At 39.1% G+C, this 24,653-nt stretch carries 22 protein-coding genes; 5 read left to right on the top strand and 17 right to left on the bottom strand.

The genetic code is table 11. From position 1 onward, the window contains the following. Positions 1 to 5: 5 nt before the first annotated feature. The 17 genes from FHR29_RS24900 to FHR29_RS24820 all read right to left on the bottom strand — a co-directional run bounded on the left by FHR29_RS24900 (position 6) and on the right by FHR29_RS24820 (position 19,991). Positions 6 to 1,151, bottom strand: coding sequence for a hypothetical protein (locus tag FHR29_RS24900; protein ID WP_221197948.1), 1,146 nt, complete (start codon positions 1,149 to 1,151; stop codon positions 6 to 8). An 87-nt stretch (positions 1,152 to 1,238) separates the two neighbouring features. Next, positions 1,239 to 2,690 carry a lipopolysaccharide biosynthesis protein gene (locus FHR29_RS24895; RefSeq protein ID WP_183917996.1) on the bottom strand — a complete coding sequence of 484 codons (1,452 nt, stop codon included), beginning with the start codon at positions 2,688 to 2,690 and terminating at the stop codon, positions 1,239 to 1,241. Further along, positions 2,687 to 3,628: a glycosyltransferase gene (locus FHR29_RS24890; RefSeq protein WP_183917994.1), complete on the bottom strand. Its 942-nt coding sequence runs from the start codon at positions 3,626 to 3,628 to the stop codon at positions 2,687 to 2,689. The genes FHR29_RS24895 and FHR29_RS24890 overlap by 4 nt, the downstream gene beginning before the upstream one ends. Next, the gene (locus FHR29_RS24885) at positions 3,625 to 4,230 is read right to left on the bottom strand and encodes a DapH/DapD/GlmU-related protein (protein WP_183917992.1); all 606 of its coding nucleotides are present in this window, start codon (positions 4,228 to 4,230) and stop codon (positions 3,625 to 3,627) included. The genes FHR29_RS24890 and FHR29_RS24885 overlap by 4 nt, the downstream gene beginning before the upstream one ends. Further along, positions 4,205 to 5,344 (bottom strand): glycosyltransferase family 1 protein, encoded by a 1,140-nt coding sequence (locus tag FHR29_RS24880; RefSeq protein WP_183917990.1) that lies wholly within the window; start codon positions 5,342 to 5,344, stop codon positions 4,205 to 4,207. Before FHR29_RS24880 ends, FHR29_RS24885 begins: the two co-directional genes overlap by 26 nt. After that, positions 5,313 to 6,494 carry a glycosyltransferase family 2 protein gene (locus tag FHR29_RS24875; RefSeq protein WP_183917988.1) on the bottom strand — a complete coding sequence of 394 codons (1,182 nt, stop codon included), beginning with the start codon at positions 6,492 to 6,494 and terminating at the stop codon, positions 5,313 to 5,315. The genes FHR29_RS24880 and FHR29_RS24875 overlap by 32 nt, the downstream gene beginning before the upstream one ends. Positions 6,495 to 6,502: 8 nt before the next feature. Next, a complete protein-coding gene (locus FHR29_RS24870; protein ID WP_183917986.1) occupies positions 6,503 to 7,408 on the bottom strand; it encodes a glycosyltransferase family 2 protein in 906 nt (301 codons plus the stop codon). Further along, entirely contained in the window at positions 7,389 to 8,840 is a 1,452-nt protein-coding gene (locus tag FHR29_RS24865; RefSeq protein WP_183917984.1) for an O-antigen ligase, read from the bottom strand. Before FHR29_RS24865 ends, FHR29_RS24870 begins: the two co-directional genes overlap by 20 nt. A gap of 12 nt (positions 8,841 to 8,852) precedes the next feature. Beyond that, positions 8,853 to 11,003, bottom strand: coding sequence for a hypothetical protein (locus tag FHR29_RS24860; RefSeq protein ID WP_183917982.1), 2,151 nt, complete (start codon positions 11,001 to 11,003; stop codon positions 8,853 to 8,855). A 4-nt stretch (positions 11,004 to 11,007) separates the two neighbouring features. Further along, positions 11,008 to 11,748, bottom strand: coding sequence for a TolC family protein (locus FHR29_RS24855; protein ID WP_132844231.1), 741 nt, complete (start codon positions 11,746 to 11,748; stop codon positions 11,008 to 11,010). Between the two features lie 27 nt (positions 11,749 to 11,775). Further along, positions 11,776 to 12,966: a sugar transferase gene (locus FHR29_RS24850; protein ID WP_183917980.1), complete on the bottom strand. Its 1,191-nt coding sequence runs from the start codon at positions 12,964 to 12,966 to the stop codon at positions 11,776 to 11,778. Further along, a complete protein-coding gene (locus FHR29_RS24845) occupies positions 12,966 to 13,331 on the bottom strand; it encodes a PleD family two-component system response regulator (RefSeq protein ID WP_132844235.1) in 366 nt (121 codons plus the stop codon). Before FHR29_RS24845 ends, FHR29_RS24850 begins: the two co-directional genes overlap by 1 nt. 143 nt (positions 13,332 to 13,474) lie before the next feature. Further along, on the bottom strand, positions 13,475 to 15,712 hold the full coding sequence (locus tag FHR29_RS24840; RefSeq protein WP_183917978.1) for an LruC domain-containing protein: 2,238 nt from the start codon (positions 15,710 to 15,712) through the stop codon (positions 13,475 to 13,477). A 349-nt stretch (positions 15,713 to 16,061) separates the two neighbouring features. After that, positions 16,062 to 17,468: a hypothetical protein gene (locus tag FHR29_RS24835; RefSeq protein ID WP_221197947.1), complete on the bottom strand. Its 1,407-nt coding sequence runs from the start codon at positions 17,466 to 17,468 to the stop codon at positions 16,062 to 16,064. Between the two features lie 390 nt (positions 17,469 to 17,858). Further along, positions 17,859 to 18,857 (bottom strand): mannose-1-phosphate guanylyltransferase, encoded by a 999-nt coding sequence (locus FHR29_RS24830; RefSeq protein WP_183917974.1) that lies wholly within the window; start codon positions 18,855 to 18,857, stop codon positions 17,859 to 17,861. Positions 18,858 to 19,031: 174 nt separating this feature from the next. Continuing rightward, positions 19,032 to 19,457 carry an adenylyltransferase/cytidyltransferase family protein gene (locus FHR29_RS24825; RefSeq protein WP_132844242.1) on the bottom strand — a complete coding sequence of 142 codons (426 nt, stop codon included), beginning with the start codon at positions 19,455 to 19,457 and terminating at the stop codon, positions 19,032 to 19,034. 87 nt (positions 19,458 to 19,544) lie between these two features. Beyond that, the gene (locus FHR29_RS24820; RefSeq protein WP_260292961.1) at positions 19,545 to 19,991 is read right to left on the bottom strand and encodes an adenylyltransferase/cytidyltransferase family protein; all 447 of its coding nucleotides are present in this window, start codon (positions 19,989 to 19,991) and stop codon (positions 19,545 to 19,547) included. Positions 19,992 to 20,337: 346 nt separating this feature from the next. Here FHR29_RS24820 and FHR29_RS24815 point away from each other — a divergent pair, with 346 nt between their 5' ends. The 5 genes from FHR29_RS24815 to FHR29_RS24795 all read left to right on the top strand — a co-directional run bounded on the left by FHR29_RS24815 (position 20,338) and on the right by FHR29_RS24795 (position 24,628). Next, positions 20,338 to 21,246 (top strand): DUF5106 domain-containing protein, encoded by a 909-nt coding sequence (locus tag FHR29_RS24815; protein ID WP_183917972.1) that lies wholly within the window; start codon positions 20,338 to 20,340, stop codon positions 21,244 to 21,246. Positions 21,247 to 21,256: 10 nt separating this feature from the next. Next, positions 21,257 to 21,715, top strand: a complete 459-nt coding sequence (locus FHR29_RS24810) for a S24 family peptidase (RefSeq protein WP_183917970.1) — start codon at positions 21,257 to 21,259, stop codon at positions 21,713 to 21,715. A 61-nt stretch (positions 21,716 to 21,776) separates the two neighbouring features. Next, positions 21,777 to 22,046 carry a PqqD family protein gene (locus FHR29_RS24805; protein ID WP_183917968.1) on the top strand — a complete coding sequence of 90 codons (270 nt, stop codon included), beginning with the start codon at positions 21,777 to 21,779 and terminating at the stop codon, positions 22,044 to 22,046. A 22-nt stretch (positions 22,047 to 22,068) separates the two neighbouring features. Next, complete coding sequence (locus tag FHR29_RS24800; RefSeq protein WP_311732315.1) at positions 22,069 to 23,700, top strand: ABC transporter ATP-binding protein; 1,632 nt, start codon at positions 22,069 to 22,071, stop codon at positions 23,698 to 23,700. 10 nt (positions 23,701 to 23,710) lie between these two features. Next, a complete protein-coding gene (locus FHR29_RS24795; protein WP_183917966.1) occupies positions 23,711 to 24,628 on the top strand; it encodes a hypothetical protein in 918 nt (305 codons plus the stop codon). Positions 24,629 to 24,653: the final 25 nt, after the last annotated feature.

The raw sequence follows: 24,653 nt of genomic DNA, 5'->3' as shown, positions 1-24,653 counted from the left end.
ATCGTCTATTCTATAAAGTTATTTTGTAACGGCACAACTGATTTTAACAGCTTGCTCATCTGCGCTTGCCACGAAAGTTCTAGTATGCTGTTCCGAATGGCATCTGGAGACAGCTCATTTATTTCCAAAAAATTTAAAATCTGCTTGATATCAATTGGAGATTCGTCCGGTGTTGCTTTGATGACATATGCCCGGTGATCAAAATCCGGATCAGATTCGGAATACATAAAAGGAATACCGCGGGCAGCATATTCACGATTTTTCAACGTTCGGATGACATCTATTCCTGTTCGGTGCCTTCCTAAACTGCCGATAGCAAAGTCGGCCAGATCAAAAAGATGATCCAGTGATTCGCCCCAAAGAGCACCGTGCAAGATCACCTCCTGCTCAAGACCATACTGCTGCAAAGGGACGAGGATTTCCTGACGTTCACGATCACCGCTCAATTCACCAACAAGATGAAAAAACACTCGACTGGACGGATGCTCCCGCTTATAAATCGAAAGCCCATGAACCAAACGATCAAAGCCATGCCAATAATGGATCTCGGCTACCGCTAGTAAATGAATCTCTTTGTTACTTTTTGAAACCGGACGACGAATAGGAATAGCAGCAAAATCAATCCCGTTAGAGATCTGTAACGTAGGCCGACCGAAAATAATCTTAAAATCGGAAAAAGTAACCAATGCATTCAAATGCTCGGCTAACTGCCGGCGAAATAATCGATCTACGAACAAGTCAATCTTCATCTTAAAAGTATCATATTCCTGATCGTAAGGATAAGTTGGAATCTCCATAACAACGGGTGCTCCGGATTGACGCATACTTTTGATCAAATTGATCGTGAAAGGATTGGCATTATGATCCGAACGGATATAAATAAGGGAAAAATTGTTTTCGTAAACATACCTGCTGATGGCGCGATAGTCGATCCGTTTCCTAATTTTGGCACATGTTCCTGTCCCGAGATCCACAAGAATATCATCATTGACCTTCCATACGCGGTGCCCATTTGCCTTTACGGTATAAGAGCATAGGATAACCTCGGCACCATTTTGTTTTAAACCATTGACCTGACCCCAAATCTTTTTGCTGATCCCGTTATATGCACTAAAACCATGAAAAACAAAAAAAAGCACCTTCAACCCCATGATATCTTAGAATAATTAAATTACACCTAAATGGCTCGAAGAAATTACAAAAAAATAGATAAAAATTGCTATTAAATAGTCAATAATTTAGTTCTTATTTTTTTTTCTGTTGACAAACTGCATGATATCGGCCTTATAACCTCCAAACCAGACCAATAGCGCAAAAGAAGGAATAAATACCAAGCTTTTGAACATGAAATTATAAAGTTGATGCTCTGAAGTGCAAACTGAATTTGTACCATATAACAGGACAGCTAATATCCCGGAAAACAAAAGAGGTTTCCACAGACATGCTGCAAACACAAGTATACTTTCTTTAAAGATGACGCTATACATGAGCCAATAGGTCTGGATAAAATTGATCGTAAAGGTAATAAGAAGACATTGTGCTACCGCTTCAATACTTCCGAAATGAAATACTCCTAAAAGGATACCGGTCACATTCACAACTGCAGAAAACAGGCCGCAGATAAATAAACTCCGGGTATCGCCGGCAGTTTGAAAGATAGAACCCGACGAAGATAATATCAATTGAATACCGACACTCAAGCTTAATATTTTAAATGCAGGGATCGCAAGTTCCCATTGCGCACCGAAAAATAATAGGATAAGCTCTGCGGAAGAAAAATACAGGAAAACGGACAGTGGAAATCCGATTAAAGCGAGGAAACTAACCAGTTTCAAGTTTACGCGATTTAAATATTGCCGATCTTGACCATGCAAACTCAAAATCGGATGGATAACCGGTGTGATGACCTGGGTAATATTTTGCAAGGGGAGTGACATCAGCCGGTATGATTTATCATAATAACCTAAGGGTACCATGCCCAGGTATTTACCAATTAACAGCGTATCCGCATTACGGCTGAAGTAATTAATGATATTGAATAAAAATTGATAGAGCGAATAGGAAAAAATATGCCGCAGTGGCTGCAGCGAGAACCTGAACGTGAATTTTAAGGGAAATCGCGCATAGGAGATCACAAAGATAAGTAAAGATGAAAATATCGGATTGACCAGCAACGCATATACGCCCATACCATTGAAAGCGGCAACTATAGAAACAGCCCCGCCTACCAACTGTATAATAAGACTGCGCAGGGCAATAGCCTTAAACATACGTTCTCTAAAAAATAAGGCATTAGGTACGACTGTGATGCCGGAAAGAAATAAGCTAATCGCGAGCAACTGGCAGATGGGCCGAAGGATAGGTTGATCATACCAGTCGGCAAATACTCCGGCACAGAAAAAGAAGATCAGAGCAAGGATCAAGGCAATATAGACCGAAAGCGAAAATAAAGCACTGAGCGCATTGCGGTCCAGATCTTTGTGCTGTATGACTGTTGCCGACAATCCAATATCGGCGATAAGATTGAGAAAAGCGATGGCGACGGTTGCGATAGCGACCACCCCAAATTGATCGGGCGCAAGCAAGCGCGCCAATACCGCTGTCACCAATAAAGAAATGACCAGATTGGCATATTTGGCCACTGCCGTAAAAAACACTCCCGATAACAGCTGTTTCCTTAGATCATTCATTTTTCGGAAAAATAATTCTTAAACATGAGCACCTGCAGTGACCGAATCTGCACGTAGCTCCTCCAATTTTTAAGTACTGTATATAAAATTTTACAGCGATCGGCAAAGGGCAATACATGTGCTTTCCAGACAGCAGCATTTAACATATTTTTTAAATAATGGTCTACTGTATTTTTGTGCTGATGCTGCCTATGCGCAAAATCGGAGAGGTATTCGGCAATCTTAAAATAACATTGTATATTAAACAGTCTTAGACTGCTGGTCATGATGGAATCGGGACGTACACGTCTTAAAAAGTACTTTTCAGGCAAATATGCGACGCGTGCAGCCTGAAGATATAGTAACATGGTAAACAGTTCATCTTCGTGAAGAAGACCGACTTCAAATTTCAAACCATGCTGATCGAGCAGTTCTTTCTTGATCAATACCATACAGGCAGATGAAAAAAACTCTCGCCTCTCCAATTGGCCTGCGACAGCAACAGGTCCGGTACTCACATCATAGGGAATTGTGTACGTTCTTGCATAATTGAATCCCGCTAAAAGTTTAGCATCAGCTTCTTCTCCAAAAACCGTTGCATCGAAATACACAAAATCCAGATTGCTGCTTTCGCAATAGTCGATACAAGAAGACAACGTATCTGGACGCAACTTATCGTCACTATCCATAAAATAGACATACTTTCCTTTGGCATAGGAAAGCCCTTTATTTCTTGTTGCAGAAAGCCCCTGATTTTCTTGAAAAAAAAGATGCACCCGCTCGTCCTGAACAGCCCACTGTTCCAATATAACCCCACTGCCATCACTTGATCCATCATTGATGAGCAATAACTCGAAATTATGAAAGTCTTGCTGCATAATACTATGAATAGCCTCGTCGACGTACTTTTCTGTATTATAAACAGGCATAATGATGCTGATCAAGGGTTGGTTTTTCATACTTTAATCCAACTGTTTAATTGAAAATCATACACTTTAACCACTCTAGCGGGATTGCCTACAGCTACGCTATAGGCAGGAATATCTTTGGTGACAACAGAGCCTGCGCCGATTATGGCATGCTGACCGATACTGATTCCAGATAGAATAACCACATTTCCACCGATCCATACATCATCGCCAATAGATACCGGTGCAACAGTAACTCCCTGCGATGCAATAGTAGTCTGGATATCTTCATAATTATGATTCAGCCCCGAAATGAGTACATGCTGTCCAATATTAACCTCGTTTCCAATTGTAACAGGACCTATGATCGTATTACCGATACCTATTCGCGTATGGTCGCCAATAAAAAGATCGCCAACGGCATTGTTGAGTACAGAAAAGGACTCAACCACCGAACGTACTCCTAAGGAACATTGACGAAATGGAACAAGATCGCGGCGGACACTGCTGTAAATCACAGAGCCACGGCCTCTTTTGACATACAGGAACTGCAGCATACGTACGTACCAGCGTGGCCGTGTCCGTACTGGACTCATAATGAGCCAATGAACCAATCGTTTTAATGATTTATTTTGATAGATGTACTGCTTCATAAATATCCAATGTCTTTGCCGCTGTTTGATTCCAGTCAAACTGTGCACTTCTCACGAATCCTTTGCCAATTAAAGTATCGTATAATATAGCATCTTTTTCCAGCTTTAACATGCCGTCGCCAATGGACCTGATATCATTGGGATCAATATAAACAACCGCATCTTGAGCGACTTCCGGTATCGCGGAAGTATTGGAAGTAATGACAGGTGTGCCACAGGCCATCGCTTCCAAAAGCGGTAAACCAAAACTTTCCCGAATGGAGGGATATAAAAATGCGAAAGCCTTATTATATAATTCGACCAGAAGATCATGGGCAATATACTCTTCTACAATGAGGTAATCTTTTATGGCATGTAAATCCAGCTCGGTAAGCAGCTGATCCAGATGCTCCTCATCCAGATCTGCCAGTAGCATTTTCTTCTTAAAGGCACTCTCCTGCAGATAATAGGCATAGGCGCGCAATGTGTTTTTAAGATTCTTTTTAGGATCTGTATTTCCCAAAAGAAGCCAATAACTTCGATTTTCCAACGCTGAAAACCGGGAATCGGAAAAACTGATGAGTTGCCGAAACCGCGGGCTAACACCATTATAAACGGTTATGATATGCTGACTTAACTGCGGAAAAGCAGCCTTAATATTGTGCTGTTCATAATCCGATACCGTAATCACCTTGTGCACCTTTTTTAGCACTTTAGGAACGATCCAACGTCTGTAGATACGACCCAGATTCTGGTACATCGAAGTATTGCTCCCGATCTTCTTTTCCATAAAGATGATATCATGAAGGGTCAGTACAAGTGGGATATGCATGCACAAAGGCGCTGTATTTGACGTACAGTGTAAAAGATGGGCCTGCTCTTTTTTAAGTAGACGGGGCAATAACACCTGTTCCCATACCAGATAATTAGAGCTTTCCAATACAACAATGCGGAAGTTTTCTGTTGCTGATAGACAATGGTCTTCTCCGGGACCGACTGCAATAATATACTGATTAAACCGATCTAACTGCTGTAAGCTCCGAATCATTTCCAAAGCGACAAAGTCCATCCCATGCTTATTTCTTCGGAATATCCGTTGTGCCTCAATTACTATAATCTTCTTTTTTTTCGCCATGTGGTGTATGAACAAAAGTGGTACGCCCTGATTTAATACCCATAAAACTACGCAAGATAGCCATAAAAATAAACGGTAGTTTTAAAAAGGATATTAATGTTCGCTTATTGTAATATCGATCTGGAACAGCTAAACAAAGTGCTATAAGAAATAAGATATAAAGCACAAACCATTTATACATCAATATTGGCGCCAATATATAGAGAATGAAAATCCAGAGGGGAATAAAGCCCAGTAAAATAATACGCGGAGGAATGGACCACTGTACTAGTTTATCCAGCATGGGCCAATTGCGCGTGCGAAAAATAGTACCTATATTCTTAAAAGTAAGCAAAAATGTATCGATTTGTGCGGCTATCCACCTTTTCCTTTGATTGGAAAGATCTTTTCGGTTCTGTACTTTCTCATCCAGCACATATACCTCTTCCAAATAAGTGGTGAAAATTCCATCTAAAAGGAGGTGATATTCCAATTCTTTATCTTCTCCCATCGAACTAATTTTGGGCATAACCTGCTTAAACCAATTGATTTCAAACAGCATTCCCGAACCGGTCAATGCCGCCGGGAGTCCCAGATTGACATGGCCTTTCCGAAAGATCGAATTGTTGATCTCTTCACTGATACCGTCCAAATAGGCCGTATCCGTATTAGCATTTTTAGCGATACGGTGTGCCTGTATTGCTTTGCAACCTGAGGCAAAGCTTCGATTAACCTGCTGTAGAAAATCGGGGTAAACCAAATTATCGGCATCCAAAATAACAACGGCATCGAACTGCTTATCCTGCGTGGCGCTAATAGCAAGATTAAGTGCGGCGGCTTTGGATCGATGCTCATATTTTGGAATAAGTACCGTAGCTCCCAGATGTCGCAAAGCAGCATTGGTATCATCCTGCATGCTATCGGCAACAACCACTATCTCATACAGAGATGACGGATAATCTTGTTTAAGGAAAGAACGAATGCTTTCCACAATAACAGCATCTTCTTTGTAAGCCGGAAAAATAACTAAAAATCGATGCTGTATGGAAACGGGTTTAAAAACCTGTTTTCTAGGAATACGATAGCCTATGGAAAACACAAAAAAATAGATGATCCAGATGATAAATGGAACAAAAAATATTCCCTCAACAATATGCAGTAAGAATTCCATAGTCCCAGTTAATTTGATTTAAACAGCTTAAAGGCAGCGCGGGTCGCGGACCACATTGAATGGATATGCTTCCATTTCCCATTAAGCATAAAGCTACACATTTTTGATGTATTTGCGATCAGCAGCAGATAGACAAGGGACAAAATCCTAGTCACGCCACTGGAATTGCGGTAGGCAAACAGCAATCTATTCCGTGTCAGATAGAAAGTCTTAAAAGGGGAATCAATACCTGTGGATGCACTTTCTTTATGATAGATACAGGCTTCGGCGAAGTAATACAGCTGATAACGTTTTGTAATCTGGCAACACCAGTCAAGCTCTTCGTAATATAAAAAATATGCTTCGGGCATCAGACCGATCTGATCGACCACATCACGAGGCAACAACATTGCCGCACCATGCAGGTAAGGAATTTGGAGATTGCGGTTATATTGCCCTTTGTCAAACTCCCGATAACCGATCTGCTCATTGCGCAATGTAATTTTGGACAATGGTGTACAACCTGCAAATTGGATCATATCGGCAGGATCCACATATTTAATTTTGGGGGTAATACCTCCGACTTCGGGATTTTGCTCAAAGAAAGCAAGCATAGCCAAAATTTGCGCATCGGCTTCCATAGGAAGGAGAGTATCGTTATTTATAAAATACAAAAAATCGCCCTGGGCCATGCGTATACCGACATTATTACCCCCTGCAAAACCAAGATTAACCGAGCTGTAACAGCCTGTGATAAAAGGAAACTCTGCCTTCAATAAAGCAAATTCATCTTGAGCTGAACCGTTATCAATAACAATGACTTCAAAAAGGAAAGAAAAAGAAATGCTATTAATGCGCTGTAAAAGCGCACGGCTATCTGCCAAGCCGTTGTAATTGACGGTAATAAAAGAAAGTCTAAACAGTTGAGATGCCATAAGATAACTTTTTATCAATAACGGGAGATAGCATGATGATACCCATCAAAATATAGACGGTCTGTCCGGTAGGCATCTGATGGAGCACTTCATTGGCATATCCGGCGACCATAATGCCGGCAAGTCCGGCGGTAGAAGCTGCCGCTATTGATTTTATACGATTGTCTTTAAGCACAAACAGGACGTAGTATGTACCGAAACTTAATATGGTAAGACACATCAGGATATAAAGGATCAAACCTATAATGCCGGTTTCTACCCAGATAAACACAAAAGAAGAATCTGTTGCAATGCCGTGCATAACGTCTCCCTGATTAGCATGTTTGGAGCCCCCTAGACCAATACCAAAAGGATGATCGCTCATAAAGCTTCGCATTTTTTTCTGGTTTTCCAACCTGACATTAAATGACGCATCATCAGAAAAGGAGAATGCAGTCCGCATACGGCGGATATCGGCATTGCTATTACCAATGGTGGTAAGATTAAAAAATGAAAACGCAAGCACCAACAAGGAAACACCCAGAATGATCCATTTCCACTCTTTCACCAAGATTATAAAAAATGCAAAACCGACAAATGGCACTGCCATTGCCGCCCGGGTACCGGAAATCATAAGGCCATAAACAGCTAAAAGCGCAACGGTAATACAGAAAATACGTCGATTAGCATTCTTTTCGTAAAAGGCTAAAATTGTAAAAACAACAATACCTAACCCCATATGACAGCCAAAATTGGCTGCATCGGTAAAGAATGAAAAATAGCGGATGCCGCTATAGATGACATGGGTATGGGCGCCAAATGTATACAACCAGGTAGACTCAAAACGATCTAAACCAATGTATTTTTGACCGATCGCTTTTAATGCCCCTAATAGAATCAAAATACCCCATAAACCAAAAAATATCCTTAATTTCTCCAGATTGTCCAGACATAGGAAGACCAATAATTGAAAGAAAACGATGTGCATACCGATACTTCTCACTGTAGTAATCCAGTTGGCAAACGTGGACATGGGATTGATAATCTCCAAGAGACAAAAAATCATCCATAACATGGAGATGAACAGAAATGGGTTGTAATAAAGTTTTCCCAGCGGGTTACCACGAATATAATGAAGACTTAGGCAGAGAAAATTGAATAAGATCAGCAGGTCCAATATAACCCCCGCAGGCAACGGTAAAATAACATACCGCCCTACTCCCATGACCAGGAAAGAGGCAATATATAAGAGGAAAAAACAGCTAATCGGTGAAGAAAGACAATAAATGACTAACAAAAAAAGTAGGGGTAATAAGAAAAACAATATACCCATTGCTACTCCAGCAAATACGAACAGGTATACACCGATTATGCCTCCCAATATAAGTAACAGCAGGAGCAAATGATGCTTGGTAAAAATTGATGACGTTTTGTTGTAATCTGATGGCATCATATTGCTCCAATTTTATTTACCCATGGATGTCAAACCAAAATTAGCCAATTGATATTCTAAGCGGCGTAAAAATGTAAAAGGAGGTAACATGCCTGTAAATTCTTCTACAACATATTTTTCTGCATTCATTAAACAGATGACAGTAGGTGTACCTGCGGATCGTTCGAGGAGATCTGAAAATAATAATTCATCTTCCGTTTTCCAGATATTATCTGCAGGTAAAACAAGTAAATTGACCATGGCTTTTTCTAAAAATAAAGAAGGAACTGCCATCAATGCCATTGAGCCATGTTTTACTAGTGAAATATCATAGGGAGCTAATTGATTTATCCAACCTTGATCAACCAAATATGCTCTGGAATCCGCAGTAAAATCGCGCCCCTCTTTATAAGCATATATGTTTAGCCCAAGACTCTCCCAATATTGCATTAAAAGATCAGTAAGCTTTCCTGTATCCAAAGTTGATGAAAATTTAATTACATTAATAAAATTAACGTCAGCATCGCCTTGATAAAAACCATAAAGTCTATTCGCTAAAACATGGGTTGACCTTTCTTCAATATATTTATTATTTTTACCTTTTCTAGCTTTTGGAAATGCAGCGACAACCTTTCCTTTAGTAATCCGCTCGGTTCGCGTTTTATCGCGTAAAGTCCGATCAAACAGTTCAAGAATAAGCAGTATCCCTAAAATAAACGCTATAGTGCCTAAAAAGACAGCAATAACGATCATCTTACGCCCGTAAGGAAGTGCATTTAATGGAAAACTTGCCGGATTAATGACCTTAAGAGTTGCAGAGTTCATTTCTAAACTTTTTAACCTTAGACGCGCAGCATTTAAACTCGATAAAATTGATAAATAAGATTGCTCTGTGAAAGAGATCCCTCTTTCCTTACGTTTGAGAACCGAGCCGATCGGTGAGTATTGGGTATATTTGTGATCTAATTCTTGTTTAAAATCGCGTGCTACATTTAATTCCGCTTCAGATCTTTTAAATTTAAGCAGTTCTTCAACCCACTGCTCCACATATTTGGAATTAGGATAGCCATTCTTGGTATACTTCTGCTCGGTATATTGATCCATAAATGTTCTAAATCCTTTTTCTTTTTCGTCCAATTCTTTAGAAAGCACTTTAAGATCCGCCCCCTGCTTTTGTTGAAGGGAATCAGCATGAAGTGTCTGAATTTTTGAAATATTGTAATTGATATCCGCGATCTGATTCATACGGGACAAAAATTCCGTATTATTACGAATCGCTCTCATATTGGCATCCATACCCGATTCAAGTTGCTTCAGTGCAGCCTGTGAGCTATTGAAAACAAATAATACATCTTGATGGCGCAATTCATATTCCTTGTCGAGTAATGCTATCGCCTCAGTTTGCTTATCATAATTGATAACACGGTTAGCAACATTATAATTGGTAAGCGAATCTTCCTGCCCTCTCAATTCACTTCCGATACGCGCAAGCTCGGCCTCAAAATAACGAATAACATTATTTGTACTTCCAAACTGGAGATTGGTATATTCTATGGCAAATACTTTGCTCAAGATTTCTAATGTCTGGTAAGCAACTCCAGGATCATTCGCCTGATAGTTGATCTGTAAAATATCACTATTGTCAATTCTACTGATCTTGATATTTTCGCGAAGGGAACCATAACTGAAATAAGGGTGGTTCCAATTAAACAAGCCATAAACAAAGTTATCACGATCTGCCTTTTCATATTTCTCCAGATTTCTCACCGTATTTTCTTCTGAACTTTTATCAATTAAAACACGTACATCTTTCGGCGTAATGGCAAGCAGTTCTTTATAATGTTTGGAAGAAATATAAACATTGTCACGATCAGGATCTCCATGGATCATGAGACGGGCATACAGCTGTAAAGAAAGACGCTTGATCGTTTCTTTAGAATTGATGGTATTAATGATATTCTGGATCGAATTATTCAGAACATTCCAGTCCTGTGAAGCATTAGACTCTCCCGGATCACTCCCGTAGCTCGATATGACTCCTGTATAAATAGTAATATCGGTCTTATACTGTCTATCCAGATTCTGGGTCATGTATATTGCCAGAAAAGCAAATGCCAACGGTAAAATCAATAGCCACCATTTAATTCTAAATATGGCCCGGAAAATATAATGGAAAATATTCATATTGTTATTGGCTGATTATTTTGGTCTTGCTTAAAATCTCTAATGTAAGAATTTCATTGGTTATAATGGACTCGTTGGTTTTCAAAATCTCATAAGCCTCGGTCTCCAATTTTTTGGCCGTATTGAGATCACTGATATTTGCATTTCCGGATTTAAATTCATTCTCTGTGATTTTATAATTTGCCAAAGCAATATTATAGTCTTCGATTTTCTTCCTCAGCGTGGAAAGCGCTGTTCTCACCTTAGTATAAGAATTGACAATACGGATGCGTTGCTCATCGAACCATTTATCCAGTTCTAATTGCGTAAAACGCTTCTCCATTTTCTGCCTTTTAATTTTATTGCCTCGGTCAAATAGGTCATCCATAGGAATACTCAATCCCACAGTACCATAGTAAGAACTCTGTGTTACGCCGGACGACTGATAGAATAATGGGGTATATTCGTTTGTAAAAGCAGAATTGATGGCAATATTACCATATTGCCAAGAGCCACCGACTCGAAAATATTTCAACCAGCTCCGCTTTTCGGTGATCAATTGGTTCTCCTGCGATTCCATTTTTGCTTCATACATTTCAACGCCAGGGCTTTTTCTCGCATTTTCATAAAGCGTTTCTAATCGAGGAAGCGTTAACTTTGTAAAATCAACCATATCCAATTGATCCATTGTGGATTGGGCTTTAGATAATATACCCATGCATGTCAACAGAAACAACAAAAAAAACCTGCTATATATTCTATTCATTGAAATAATTATTTATCAGTGTAACTATTATACATCCGCTTTTTGGATAAAAGCAGAGAATGTTTTAAACAGTATTTTAACATCCATCCATACGGAATAGTTTTTAGCATAATCAATATCAAGTTGAATACGCTCCTGATCTGACATACTACCGTTATCACCTCTTTTCTCTACCTGCCACAATCCTGTAATGCCGGCAGGGGCCATAAAGCGCTCAACACTATCATCTGTTGTCAACATTTCAGCTTCGTAAAGTGGAAGTGGCCTATTGCCCACAATGGACATATCACCAAAAAGCGTATTGAACAATTGTGGCAATTCGTCGATACTATATTTTCGCAGGATACGCCCTACTTTTGTAACACGCGGATCTTTCTCCAGTTTAAAGAAAGCTGCTTTCTTCTGTTTTCCACCAATATCGGCCCCTTTAACCACAGTATGATCATCGATCAATACATGTCTTAGTTCATCGATTGTAAATTGTGGAACTTCCGCATTGGCATAGGATTGGGAGTTGCTTGCAATAGCAACCTCTTGTTTTGCATATTGATTATGCATCATATATTCTTTGAGGCGCTTATCAGCATCGGCATACATGGATCTGAATTTATAAAAATCAAACATGTAATATCCTGCTCCGATACGTTTGGAGCGATATACAGCGGGTCCCTTACTTTCAATAATAATCGCCAAATAGGCTGTAATGAGTATTGGAGATAACATTAAAATCAATAAAGAAGAAACGGCAATATCGAAAAGCCGCTTACCTATTGGAATGCGAAGTTTAGGAAAGGAAGATGCTGATGCGTTAAACCTTTCGGATTGTGCAGCGGCTTCAAAATAGAGATGGATATATTTTTTGATCGATTGAAATACATCTTTGCTTGCATTGGGACTGATGGTATTGGTCACTCCAGCTTCCAGATACGATTTCTTTTCCAGCAAAGTAAAACCATTACCCACCAAAAATAGAAGCGTTTCTTTCCCATAAGAGTTTAGTTTGGTCAATTGACGTAAATCGGCCATCAAACTTGAACTCTGCTCGTAAAAGATAACAGAAAGAAATTGCCCACGATGGTCTTGAAAATACTGATCCATACTTTCGAAAGAGCTGAAATACTTTAACTCTACTCCCAGTGTATCAAGCACCTGAAGTTTGAAATAGTCAAAATTTTGCAAACTATTACCAAAGTAAATATAATCGCTGTATAATGGCATTATTTTAATGCTTTTTTAATTCTGAGTTTTAATTCTAGCGGATTAAAGGGTTTTAATATGAAATCCTCAGCCCCTGCTTCTAGCAAATTGATACGGGTATTGGTATTGTCCTCACCAGAAAGGATAATAACAGGAATATCTTTTAAAAATTCATTTTGCTTAACCATGACCAAAAATTCATAACCATTCATTTCGGGCATCGTGTAGTCAGATAGTATCAAATCTACGTTATTGCCTTCTTTAAGCCAATTATAAGCATCAATCGCATTTGGAAAAAAACGAAAATCATAATCAGCATTTAAATATAATGTTATTAATTGACCTATAGCCGGTTTATCATCAATTATTACGATCTTCTTTTTCATGAATCATTTAGCATATAAAAGTATTAATGCGAAAATATATATCAAACGTTATTGCTTAAAAATATTTTAGCTCAAAAAAATTAAGTACTCCAGATGACCGGGAGTACTTAATGAATAATATACGGAATTTTATCTTAATTATGTTATTTATTTAAATACCAATCTTTATTCTGAATTCCGCCGTTACGTGCCCAATTTTCAAATAATGGGAATACTGTTTTTATACTTTTTCCTTCTGCAGGATATTTAAATGATACCGGCACAGATAGTGCAAAAGGCTCATTATATAGATTTTTAAATGGATCTGTTGCGGATAAAAATTTACCCGTTTCACGCGAGATCAAACTTTTATTTATTTTATCTGTCGGTGCATATCCCACGAGATGCACTTCATTTCTGCCGCCTAAATTTTGGCTGAAATTAATAATAAAAGTATTCAAAGTTGCATATGTAAAGTTATCCAGAGGAGTATTAAACTCGATCGTAACGACCACTTCAATAGGACTGTACTGACCATCCTGCGTCGATATAAAACGTGTATCTGAGACGCCAAAAGCTTTATGCGCATCATCCCAAAGAGGAAGAACAGCATACGTCTGACCAGATTCCGTACCATTTGAACCTAGCGGTAATGCTGTACCTATAAGATCTTTACGGGAATAAGTGACTGATTTTACATTTGAAGTCTGAACACCATCCAGCTGTACTGCTGAAGAAAAACGTATTGAAGCTCCAATGGAACGCAATTTAGCTTTTAAAGTTACTTTTGTTACTTTATTTGCCGTATTTTGAAATTTCGTCACATTCATATCCAGCACACAATCATTCATATCGTAATCTCCCTGTGAAGGCCACTTATCTTCGAAGATATAAGAGTATGGCCCTAAATTAACTTCTGTAATAGTCTGATCTGACGGATTACCACCTGTTGCATTATTTCCACCAGCATTACAGGATGTACCTGCGATAACGACTGTTGATTTGTCATAAGCAACCAATTTTGCAGGACTATTGATCACGTAATAAGTGTTCCATTGTCCATTTGCAGTATGATCTGAACTAGCAACCTCTAAATTACCAGAATAAGTAATCGCCATATGTTGATTGTTTACATCAACCTTCTTAAGACGAGCGACAGCCTGGCCAGATGAAGGGCCTGTCATGGTACTTGCCTGACTGTTAAATTTAGCTAAACTTTTTACATCTAAAATCGCAGCACCCGCTAAAGTAAATGCTGTACCACCTGCATCCAATTTATCAAGACTCAAGAGTGAACCTGATGATACCGATATCTTAGCACCATTTGTAGTCAGTGATTCAATCGTTGTATGGCAAACCGCTTCCAGTATCGCATTGGTTAACGTTGCATTTTTTACTGTAAGCGTACCTTCATTTCTAATTACTGTACCATTAGTCGTACTACTTAAGTTTTGAATAGTTGCTACACCATAGTTAGTAAAACTGCCATTGGTAATATCTGCTTGGTCCGCGTTTAAAATACCGTAATTGACATATAAGGCGTTATTTCTTGTTTCCATCTTAGACAAAGAAGCCGTCCCGTAATTGACAAAGCCACCTGTGGTATTCTGTGTCACATTGATGAGGTTAAGGGATCCTGTCTGTGTAATGGTCAAATTATTATTGTCACCAAGATTTAACTCATAGCTCGGATTTTTCCATGTGCCCTGAACATAAATCTTTACATTACTTGTTCCGTTATTCGCATCGATCTTACCTGTAAAAGTTACTCCAGATTTGATGACATATGATTTATTGGCAACTACAGATACGTTACTGTTTCCACTGATCTCAATTGCATCATTAGGAACCACCACTGCAGGAGCTGCCGCTGCATTTGCTGAAGCAGCTTTCGCATTTGGAATATTTGAATTTCCAGACGCACGTACGACGCTTGCCTTATTTGCGTTTGATGTAGTAGCAGGTGTTAAATTGATGGTGTTCTTTGCCGCATCAACAGCTAACATCGTTACAGAGGCAATACCTAGAGGTGAAGTTTCTCTCAGATAAAGATACTGTGACATGGTAGGCATCATTAATTTGCCGGTAAAATCTTGCCCCTGTTTTGCTTGTCCCGCAGCCAATAAATTTGCTCCACTTCCTAAAAGAGGATCGTTATCAAAAATTTCAATCCGATAAAAATACTGACCTGAAAACTTATCTTCGACAGCTACACGAAAGTCCATGGCTTTAGAAGAATTCCAGTTAAAATCCGCTGGGATCTTAGCCCCATCAGGAAATAATGTTGAAGAGCCCGCTTCTGGTTCTTCATACAAGTCTTTCACTTTAGAACAACTTGCTGCAAAGACAGAAAGAGCAACAAGGTTAATTAAAAAGAAATTAAATCTTTTTCCTTTATACATAATAGAGTAGATTAATATAAACAGGCTAACAGCTAATAATAAATGTGATCCAGATAACTGATCCTCTAATGAGAAACACTTAACTTCAACCTATTTAGGACAAAAATAGAACTAATTTTAGATACATACATTTAAAAAAAAAGATATTGAACAATTATTTGGGAGGTGTAGCTATACAACTACAAATTTGTAGCTGTATAGCTACAAACTGGAGGTGATATTGACATCAATCGCACTCCATTTTTTTTTCAGTCAGTCTTTTACTGGAAAATAAGTTATATAATGAAACCTCAACATCTTAAAAAGAGAAACTTTTACCGCTATTATAAATTTTATACTAATAATGCGATTACTCCAACAACTTAAGTAAATCTCTTTTTTGCACACTTTCCTTTAATGCTCCAGTATGATAACGTGCATCTTCCAGATTGGTTTTTGTTCTTTTGGAGAGATAGCGTTTGACATAATAGTCTGCATGATCGTATAAAAATTTTCGACAATCTAAATTTATACTCAAACCATCCGCAAAATCGCCATAAGTTAATCCTGTTACCTGCTCATTGGAGGAGATTGATGCGATCATGCTCTTTTTTAATCCCGGTATATTTAAGGTCAAAGCTGGAAAATAGAAATTCTTTCGATTTGGAAATTTCACCTTTATTTTTATCAAAGTTCCAACTCTGTTAATCTGCACATCGGCATGCTGTCTATAATAATTATATTCATAATACTCTTCCTGTGAAGGAAACCAAAGGACATCAGCACCTTCTTGTCCATAGCTATCATTTAGCCACACTAGAAATTGTGCCCATTCGTGATCTGTTTCATGTACGCCAATATGAATGGCGGCACGTTGCTGCGGATCAACGGCAAGTTCGTTAATTACTAAATTCTTCACCTCAGAACTATGATTAACAAATACACGTGAAAATGTCATTTTATTGAGGTCGGAATGGACCTGATAAGGAATAAGCTTTGTTGCTCCGGTCTGTGCGACCATGGTCTCCATATCAGGATCGCGCATTGCAGCAGTGAGATAGCGCTTATCTCCATTAGGTTCGGCAAAAAATTTAACACCTCTACCATCCAAGGATTGCTGTGTAATCTTTTGGGCATTCGCAAAATGTTTAACCAGTGAATCAACATGATCAAGGGCCAAGGTATTTAAGTCATGGAATGCAATTCCATTGCCCGTATTTAAGATTTCCCGCACATTATTCCAGCGCAGTCCAGCCTTCATGTAGAAACGAAAAAAGTTTTGTTTATATCCAGGATTTACAGTGGCTGGTGCTCGCATAAAATCCCATTGTGGTGCAAGTGTAGTTGTAAAATGAAACCTAACCTCATTACCAAATCCATCCGTGCTACCTAATGTCTTACCTAACGTATAAGCCGATGGCGGTAAATCCCCTGCCTCTAAATTTTCTACATCATAATAGTATTTTTTATTCGGGTCGGAAACATCAATCGGCTTTCCATTGATAGCAGCCCAAGTCATACTGAACGCAGATTGTTTACAATCGTCCTGGGTTAACATAAATAATAAGCTCTTGTTATATTTCAAAGGAGGTAAGCTAATGTCTAGATCTTTCATGCCTTGTGGAACCGATGCCAGATTTATGGTAATTTCAGCCTCGGCCCCACTTATCTCTTTTGAAAAGGGATAAAGATAGCCTGGTTTGCTAGATTCATTATTTGGCGGAAGATTTTCATCATTCGGAGGATTCTTTTCACCCGTATATAAATTCTTCTTCATACATGATGAAAAAGAAAAACAGATAAACGAAATTAGAAGAGTTACTTTATAAAATTTATAGCACATGCTCAAATATAATTGTAATATCTGAAATTTTTTTAATTGACCTTAATTTAAAATAACGCTTTCATAATTTAAACGCATCTTAATATAAAGAATTGTGGGAGTTACACTTTTATCTAATGATAGCTGACCACAAATTCAACCTCTTTTTATTTCTTATGACAACAACATGCTGATCAAATACTAGTTCGAATATTAAAACAGAAAAAAATGGGAATCCACATACTAGTAGATTCCCATTCATGCAGCCATATAAAAAGCCGTATGTTTTTAATAAAACGCAATCTTACAAAAAACACATCACGCTCTTCAGTTTGTCGTATATTTTTAATCGATCAGTTTGGACTGGTGTCTTTCCAGCGTATTGTAGATTTTCTTCACGTCCTGAGAGCTTTCTTTTTGCAGCACCAAAATTGCATCTTTGGTATACACCAAGATTGTGTTTCTCAAACCAACAAAGGCGCTGTAAATATCTGTTCCGATGACCATATTACCATTTTCATCCGTAGGATGTCCCGTATGTTTCAGATAATCATACATCGATTCAAATGAACCCAGATCAGACCAGTTAAAGTGTGTTGCCACAACGCGAATTTTTTTGGAACGCTCCATCACAGCATAATCAATACTGATCGATGGAATCTCCTTGGATAATGTTTCATCTAAAATACCATCTTTCTTATGTTGCCATGCGGCTAATGCTGTTGCATAAACCCGGGGCTCAAACTGTTGCAGTTCGTGCAATAACGTGTCCGCACGAAAACAGAACATACCTGAGTTCCATAAGAAATTACCCCTTTCAATAAAATCTTCTGCCGTTTCTTTATTAGGTTTCTCACGAAAAGACAGTACCTGATCACCTTTATATTCAATATAACCATAACCCGTCTCCGGCTTAGTTGCCTGAATTCCAAAAGTAACAATATATCCTTGGTTTGCCTTTTCAATTCCTTCTTGAATAGCCTTATTGTAGCTTTCGTCGCCCACAATAACATGATCTGAAGGAGTAACAACCAAAATATCATCGGCATTAGCCGCAAATGCAGCAAATGCAATCGCTGCAGCTGTATTACGAGGAGTAGACTCCACGATATCAATATACTCCACCCCGCCATTCTCCATAACTTCTCGGCTTAATTGATTATTATCTTTATTCCCCACAACAATAACCTGGTTACATAAATCCCGATTACGGTTGACAGTCATCTCAAACAAAGATCCTTCTTTAAACAAGGAAAGGTATTGTTTAGGAAAACTTTTACGCGACAGTGGCCATAAGCGGCTACCCACTCCACCCGATAAAATCACATGTACGATATTGCTCATTCTATTTTTATAAATTATTTTCTTTTTTAGTGACGTAGTTTTTTTAAGTAACACAGTGACTAGTTACGAAGTAACACAGTGACTAGTTACGAAGTAACAAAAACATCTAACGATCTAACCCTCTAACTACCTTAACATTTAACTTCTTAACTATCTAACCTTCTAACTATCTAGCTACTTAACTTTCTCCGCTTCCTTCGCGGCAACTTCTTTCCGTAAACCAGTACTTGAAAAACGGTGGCTACGTTTATTATAATAGATGTCGATACCTTCTTCCACACAATATTTCTTTCCGGTGAAATCCATATCGCGGTATTCTTCTCCAATAATACGCACCTGAATAGGCAAAGCTTTGATCATATCGATCAAGTCCTGCTCGGTCTCGTAAGGAATAATCTCGTCCACATAACGACAACCTTCTAATTGGATATAACGCTCCACAACAGTTTGTGTCGGTGCAGATTTTTCTGGTGAAACTTCTGAAGGATCGGTATTGAGTCCAACGATCAGATAATCGCAATTGCGGCGTGCTTCCTCCAACATCATAATATGTCCGGCATGCAACAAATCAAATACACCAAATGTAATTCCTATTTTCATGTAATGTGTTCTTTCTTTTTTTAGTGACGCAGTCCTTTTTAGTAACGCAGTAACTAGTGACCAATAACTTCTTTACTCTGATACTTTCTAACCTTTTTCCACCTCATGTTCGGCAACGATACGACGTAGACCTGAACTTGAAAAACGATGATCGCGGCTGTTGAAATACAGCTCGATACCAGAGTCTTCACAATATTGGCGTCCCGTAAAATCCCGTTCCCGGTATTCATCACCAACAATACGAACATCGATCTTAAACGAACGCAATACATCCTGCAGATCCTGTTCTGTCGCATAAGGCACAATCTGATCCACATATTTACAGCCTTTGAGTTGAATATAACGCTCCACAACAGTCTGTGTCGGTTTGTTTTTCTCAGGACGGTCCAACGTAGGATCTGTCTGCAGGCCGCAGATCAGGTAATCACACTGACGTTTAGCATCTTCCAGCATTTTGATATGACCTGCATGTAACAGATCAAACGCACTGAAAGTAATGCCGATACGCATTTCTTTAGCAGGTATGGTAATCATATTTAAAATAATAATAACATGAATTAAGCACAGTTTTTTTACTATCTCAAAGATAGAGATTATTTATAAAACAAAAGCTGTCGTGAAAAGTTCTCGAAGAAAGCGTATTGAATTACAATAACCAGCTTGAAAACCATTTCTTATTTTACAACAGACAAAATAACGAGCTCTTTATTAATTCATTAAAAAAACATCAGCCATTAAATCCTTGTGGTCTAACCCTAAACCAGCATTAAAATTAAATTCTAAAGATGAAAAAAATCAAGCAATTGTTTTTAACTTCACCTCAATAATATTGTATATCAATCACAATATCGCTAAGTTTGTTATCATTAAGCTAATTATAATGAAATGTGTACCCTTTAAAGTGCTGTGTATAGGTGGAGCAATCACTTTGCTGTCCATAGCATGCAATCCGAAACCGAAGTCTGATCAACAGGATCATGTAGATAAAGACAAGAAAGCCATCGTCTACACCGGTGCGGACAGTGCAGTATTGAGCTACTGGGACAAAATTGATATGCTGGATACCGCAAAAATTAAAGATCCCAATATTGGCGAGCAGAAATTAGCTGACTTTATCTCGGCACTCAACTCGGTATCTGATACTGTAGCGGATCATGCTGTAGCACGCATGTTGGATAAAGCAAAAGGAAACAAAGTAACTTTCGATCATTTTATTAAATTATACGAACACTATCTTTACGAAGGCAATTCGCCTATGCGTAATGATAACCGATACGAATCTGTACTGCGTTACCTTATAAAAACCGATCAGCTGACAGACCTTGAAAAAGAGGCCTACCGCCCGGTTTATAAATTGGTACAGCGGAATAAAGTAGGTCAAGTAGCCGAAGATTTTAGTTTCGAAACCAGCGATGGCAAAACCCAAAAGCTGTCGGATGTGAAGTCAAAATATACACTACTGTTTTTCTACGACACTGAATGTCCACACTGTAAGCAAATGATTGCGGCGCTTAAAGATACACCACAAGTTGTCGATCTTTTTGAAAAAAAACAGATCCAGATGGTAACCATTGAACCTTGGGGTGACCGTACTAAATGGAAAAACTTTCAAACGCATCTGGCAGAAAATTGGATCAATGGTTTTGATACCGAATCCGTTATTCAGAAAAAAAGACTTTACGATACCAAAGCTTCTCCGACAATCTATCTATTAGATGCGGACAAAAAGGTGATCTTAAAAGATACCGAACTGCAACAGGCACTCCAATATGTGGTCCAGCTCACCTAGGTTAGGAAAGATGGATAAAACAGAACCACGTATCATAACGAATGAGCTGTATTTTGAAGAAGTACAACGTTTACTCCGCGAAGGAAAAGAAGTTTGCATCCGCATAAAGGGCAATAGCATGTTACCTTTTATCAAGAATGGAGACCGAGTATTGCTTGAAGCTTATCGTGGAACTCCTTTACCTTCAGGAGCAAACATCCTGGCTAAACATGAAGGCAAGTTTGTTTTTCATCGCTATGTGGGTAAAAAGAATGGAAACATTGTTCTTGCTGGCGATGGAAATATCGCATTGCACGAGTACGTAACATCATCCGATATTATAGCAATTGCCACAAAACTTTATTCAGGAGACAGTGATTTAGCAAAAGATATCAGCAGCACCTGGCCACGGTTTAGGGGCATGAGCTGGTACCGACTAAGAATCGTTAGAAGGGTAATCAGTGCCTTAAAAAGAAGGTTTCTGACCTAATTTCTTAGAATGCGAAGGATTGATTAACTTTGATTTTACTAATTTTTTAACTTTAACATAAATGAAATTAAGAACGGATTTAGTTTTAAGAACAATAGGTTCGGATCATATGATTGTGGATCCTAGTCAAGATATGGTCGATCTTTCTACAGTATATACGCTGAATGATTCTGCGGCATGGCTATGGGAGCAGTTGCAGGGTATTGAGTTCTCAAGCGCAACTGTAGTTGATCTGCTATGCGAACACTATGAAGTAACAGAAACACAGGCACAAGCTGACGCAGAAATTTTAATTCAGGATTTCGAAAAACAAGGTTTACTGCAAAAATAAATGTCAAAAAGTACCACCAGCTGTGACCAATAATAATAACTTGAAACAGCATATCCGCTGGGCCTGGTCGATAAGTCAGGGATACCGATCGAAACTGCTCCTGTATTTTATATTGGAGCTTATAGCGATTGTACTTTCCCTACTTTTTGTGTACCTCTCCAAAAAAGCGGTAGACATGGCCATCTCTCCGAAAGATCTTCCGCTGAAGTGGACACTGATCGGAATTGTGACGAGTGTTGCTGTTGGGATCGGTATCCGTGCATATACCAGCTGGCTAAATGAGCGGATCAAAATGATGATGACCTTCCAGCTGCAACGGAATATGCTCGACGCACAGATGCTATCCGTCTGGAAACTTATCAAAAACTGGCATACAGGTGATATCCAGATCCGGATCCAAACAGACTGCGAAGAAGTAGCCACTATGATTGCAAAATCGGCACTTTCATTTCTGCTTACCGTTATACAGTTACTGGCATCTCTTGCATTTCTGTGGTATATGGATCCGATGCTGGCGCTCATGATACTGGCCATATCGCCGCTATTTTTATTTTCGAAAATCTACTTCCAAAAAATGCGCAAGCTGAGTCGGGAAGTAAAAAGTGAAGAGAGTAATTTCTCTAATATCCTGCAAGAAAATCTTCGCTTTCGACTCTTGATCCGGGCAATGGGTATCTTTCCAAAAAGAAGGCAAAAACTTACCGCTAGCCAGCAAGAGCTTTTCATGTTGAAAATGAAACAGCTCAATTTTTCGACCTATACCCAGAGTGCCATGAAAATCTGTATCAATGCGGGCTATCTGCTCACCTTTATCTGGGGGATCTATAGACTGCATAGTGGACAGATCTCATTTGGTACCATGACAGCGTTTTTGCAATTGGTGGCACGGATACAAACACCGATTCTCGCACTGATCACCTATATACCGGGTTTTGTGCGATTCAGAGTTTCTGCGGACCGCCTCTTGGAACTTAAGGAAGGTGAAATAGAACCGCAGATCGAACAGCAACGGTTATTGGGGACAACAGCCTTAAAGATCCAGGATCTATCTTTTAGATATGAAGACAAATGGGTTTTAAATAATTTGAATTTAAACCTAGCCGCAGGTCAGCCCACCGCTATAGTGGGGCCAAGCGGTAAAGGAAAAACAACCCTGATACGCTTACTGCTGTCGCTAATCAAAGCAGAAAAAGGCCAAATATTACTCACGGACCGCGAGGGTACAAGACCTTTAACTGCTGCACACCGCATCAATTTCGCTTATATTCCACAGGGAAATTCACTCTTCAGTGGTACCATTAGGGAAAACCTGATGCTCCATGTTAAAGAAGGCGAGCATATTGCTTTGGAAAAAGCACTATGGATTGCCTGTGCAGAATTTGTACTGGAACTCCCTGATGGTGTAGACACCGTAGTCGGTGAATCGGGAATGGGTCTATCCGAAGGACAGGCGCAACGCATTGCGATTGCCCGAGCGCTGATGCATAATGGTGATATCTGGTTATTTGATGAAGTGACTTCGGCACTGGACAGAAATACGGCCGACACACTGATCAAAAGACTTTTAGATTTTGGGCATGATAAATTATGCCTTTTTGTAACACACGACTTAAACTTGGCCGATACATGCGTACAGCGTATCTATCTCGACTAATGAACGCGCTATGATTTTAACAAACCCTACTGAATTATCGAAAAAATGGTATAAAATAGCCGATCTAATATTGGAGATCAACTATCCGGCTAACCTAGATCTGGAAAAATTATTACCCTCTTTCCGTGATTTTCAATACAATACAACGAAAGAAAACAGGACCATCCAAGTGAACCTGAGTATGGAGCAAGCTCCTCAAGGTGAAGACCTCGGACAACTCTTAAGTGATCAGTCCATATCATGGGGCGACCGTTTCTGTTTCTACGAAAAAGGAAATACATTTATCACGACAATAGCCAATGATCGGGGTACCGATTTTTGGTATCTGTACAGTGAAAGAGATTTTGCTCAGTCGACCATTTATATTCCAGAAAGTACCGAAACAGAACAGAGTGCAGTTATCTGTTGGATGTTGATGATGCTTTTTGGTCAAGCCGCTCTCTTGCACGATGTCATTATGATCCACGGATCGGTCATCAACCGAAATGGTCAGGGCATAGCTTTTTTGGGTAAAAGCGGCACAGGGAAAAGTACGCATAGCCGTCTGTGGTTAAAACATATCCCAGATACATCATTGCTCAATGATGATAATCCGGCGATCCGGATTACAGAAAATGGCGTGATTATATATGGTACTCCATGGAGCGGTAAAACGCCTTGTTATAAAAATGAAGCGATACCATTAAGAGCATTTGTACGTCTGCAACAGGGGCCTGAAAATATATTTGAACCATTAGCAGGCGTAAAAGGTTTCATTGCAGTATTGCCAAGTTGTACAGCTATTCGATGGAATAAAGATCTTTTTGCAATGATGAACAGTACATTGGAAAAAGTAGTAAGCCAAGTTCCTGTTGGTTTTCTAAAATGCTTACCGGATGAAGCGGCTGCAGAGCTCTGTCATAAAAATATTTTTGCCACAACATCTTAAGTCAGAATGACACAGATTAAGACCA

Origin of the sequence: Sphingobacterium sp. JUb56 (genome assembly GCF_014191365.1) — a bacterium.
GTDB classification, from domain to species: domain Bacteria; phylum Bacteroidota; class Bacteroidia; order Sphingobacteriales; family Sphingobacteriaceae; genus Sphingobacterium; species Sphingobacterium anhuiense.
The sequence above is the reverse complement of the archived record's forward strand: the minus strand, read 5'-3'. Positions and strand labels throughout refer to the sequence as shown.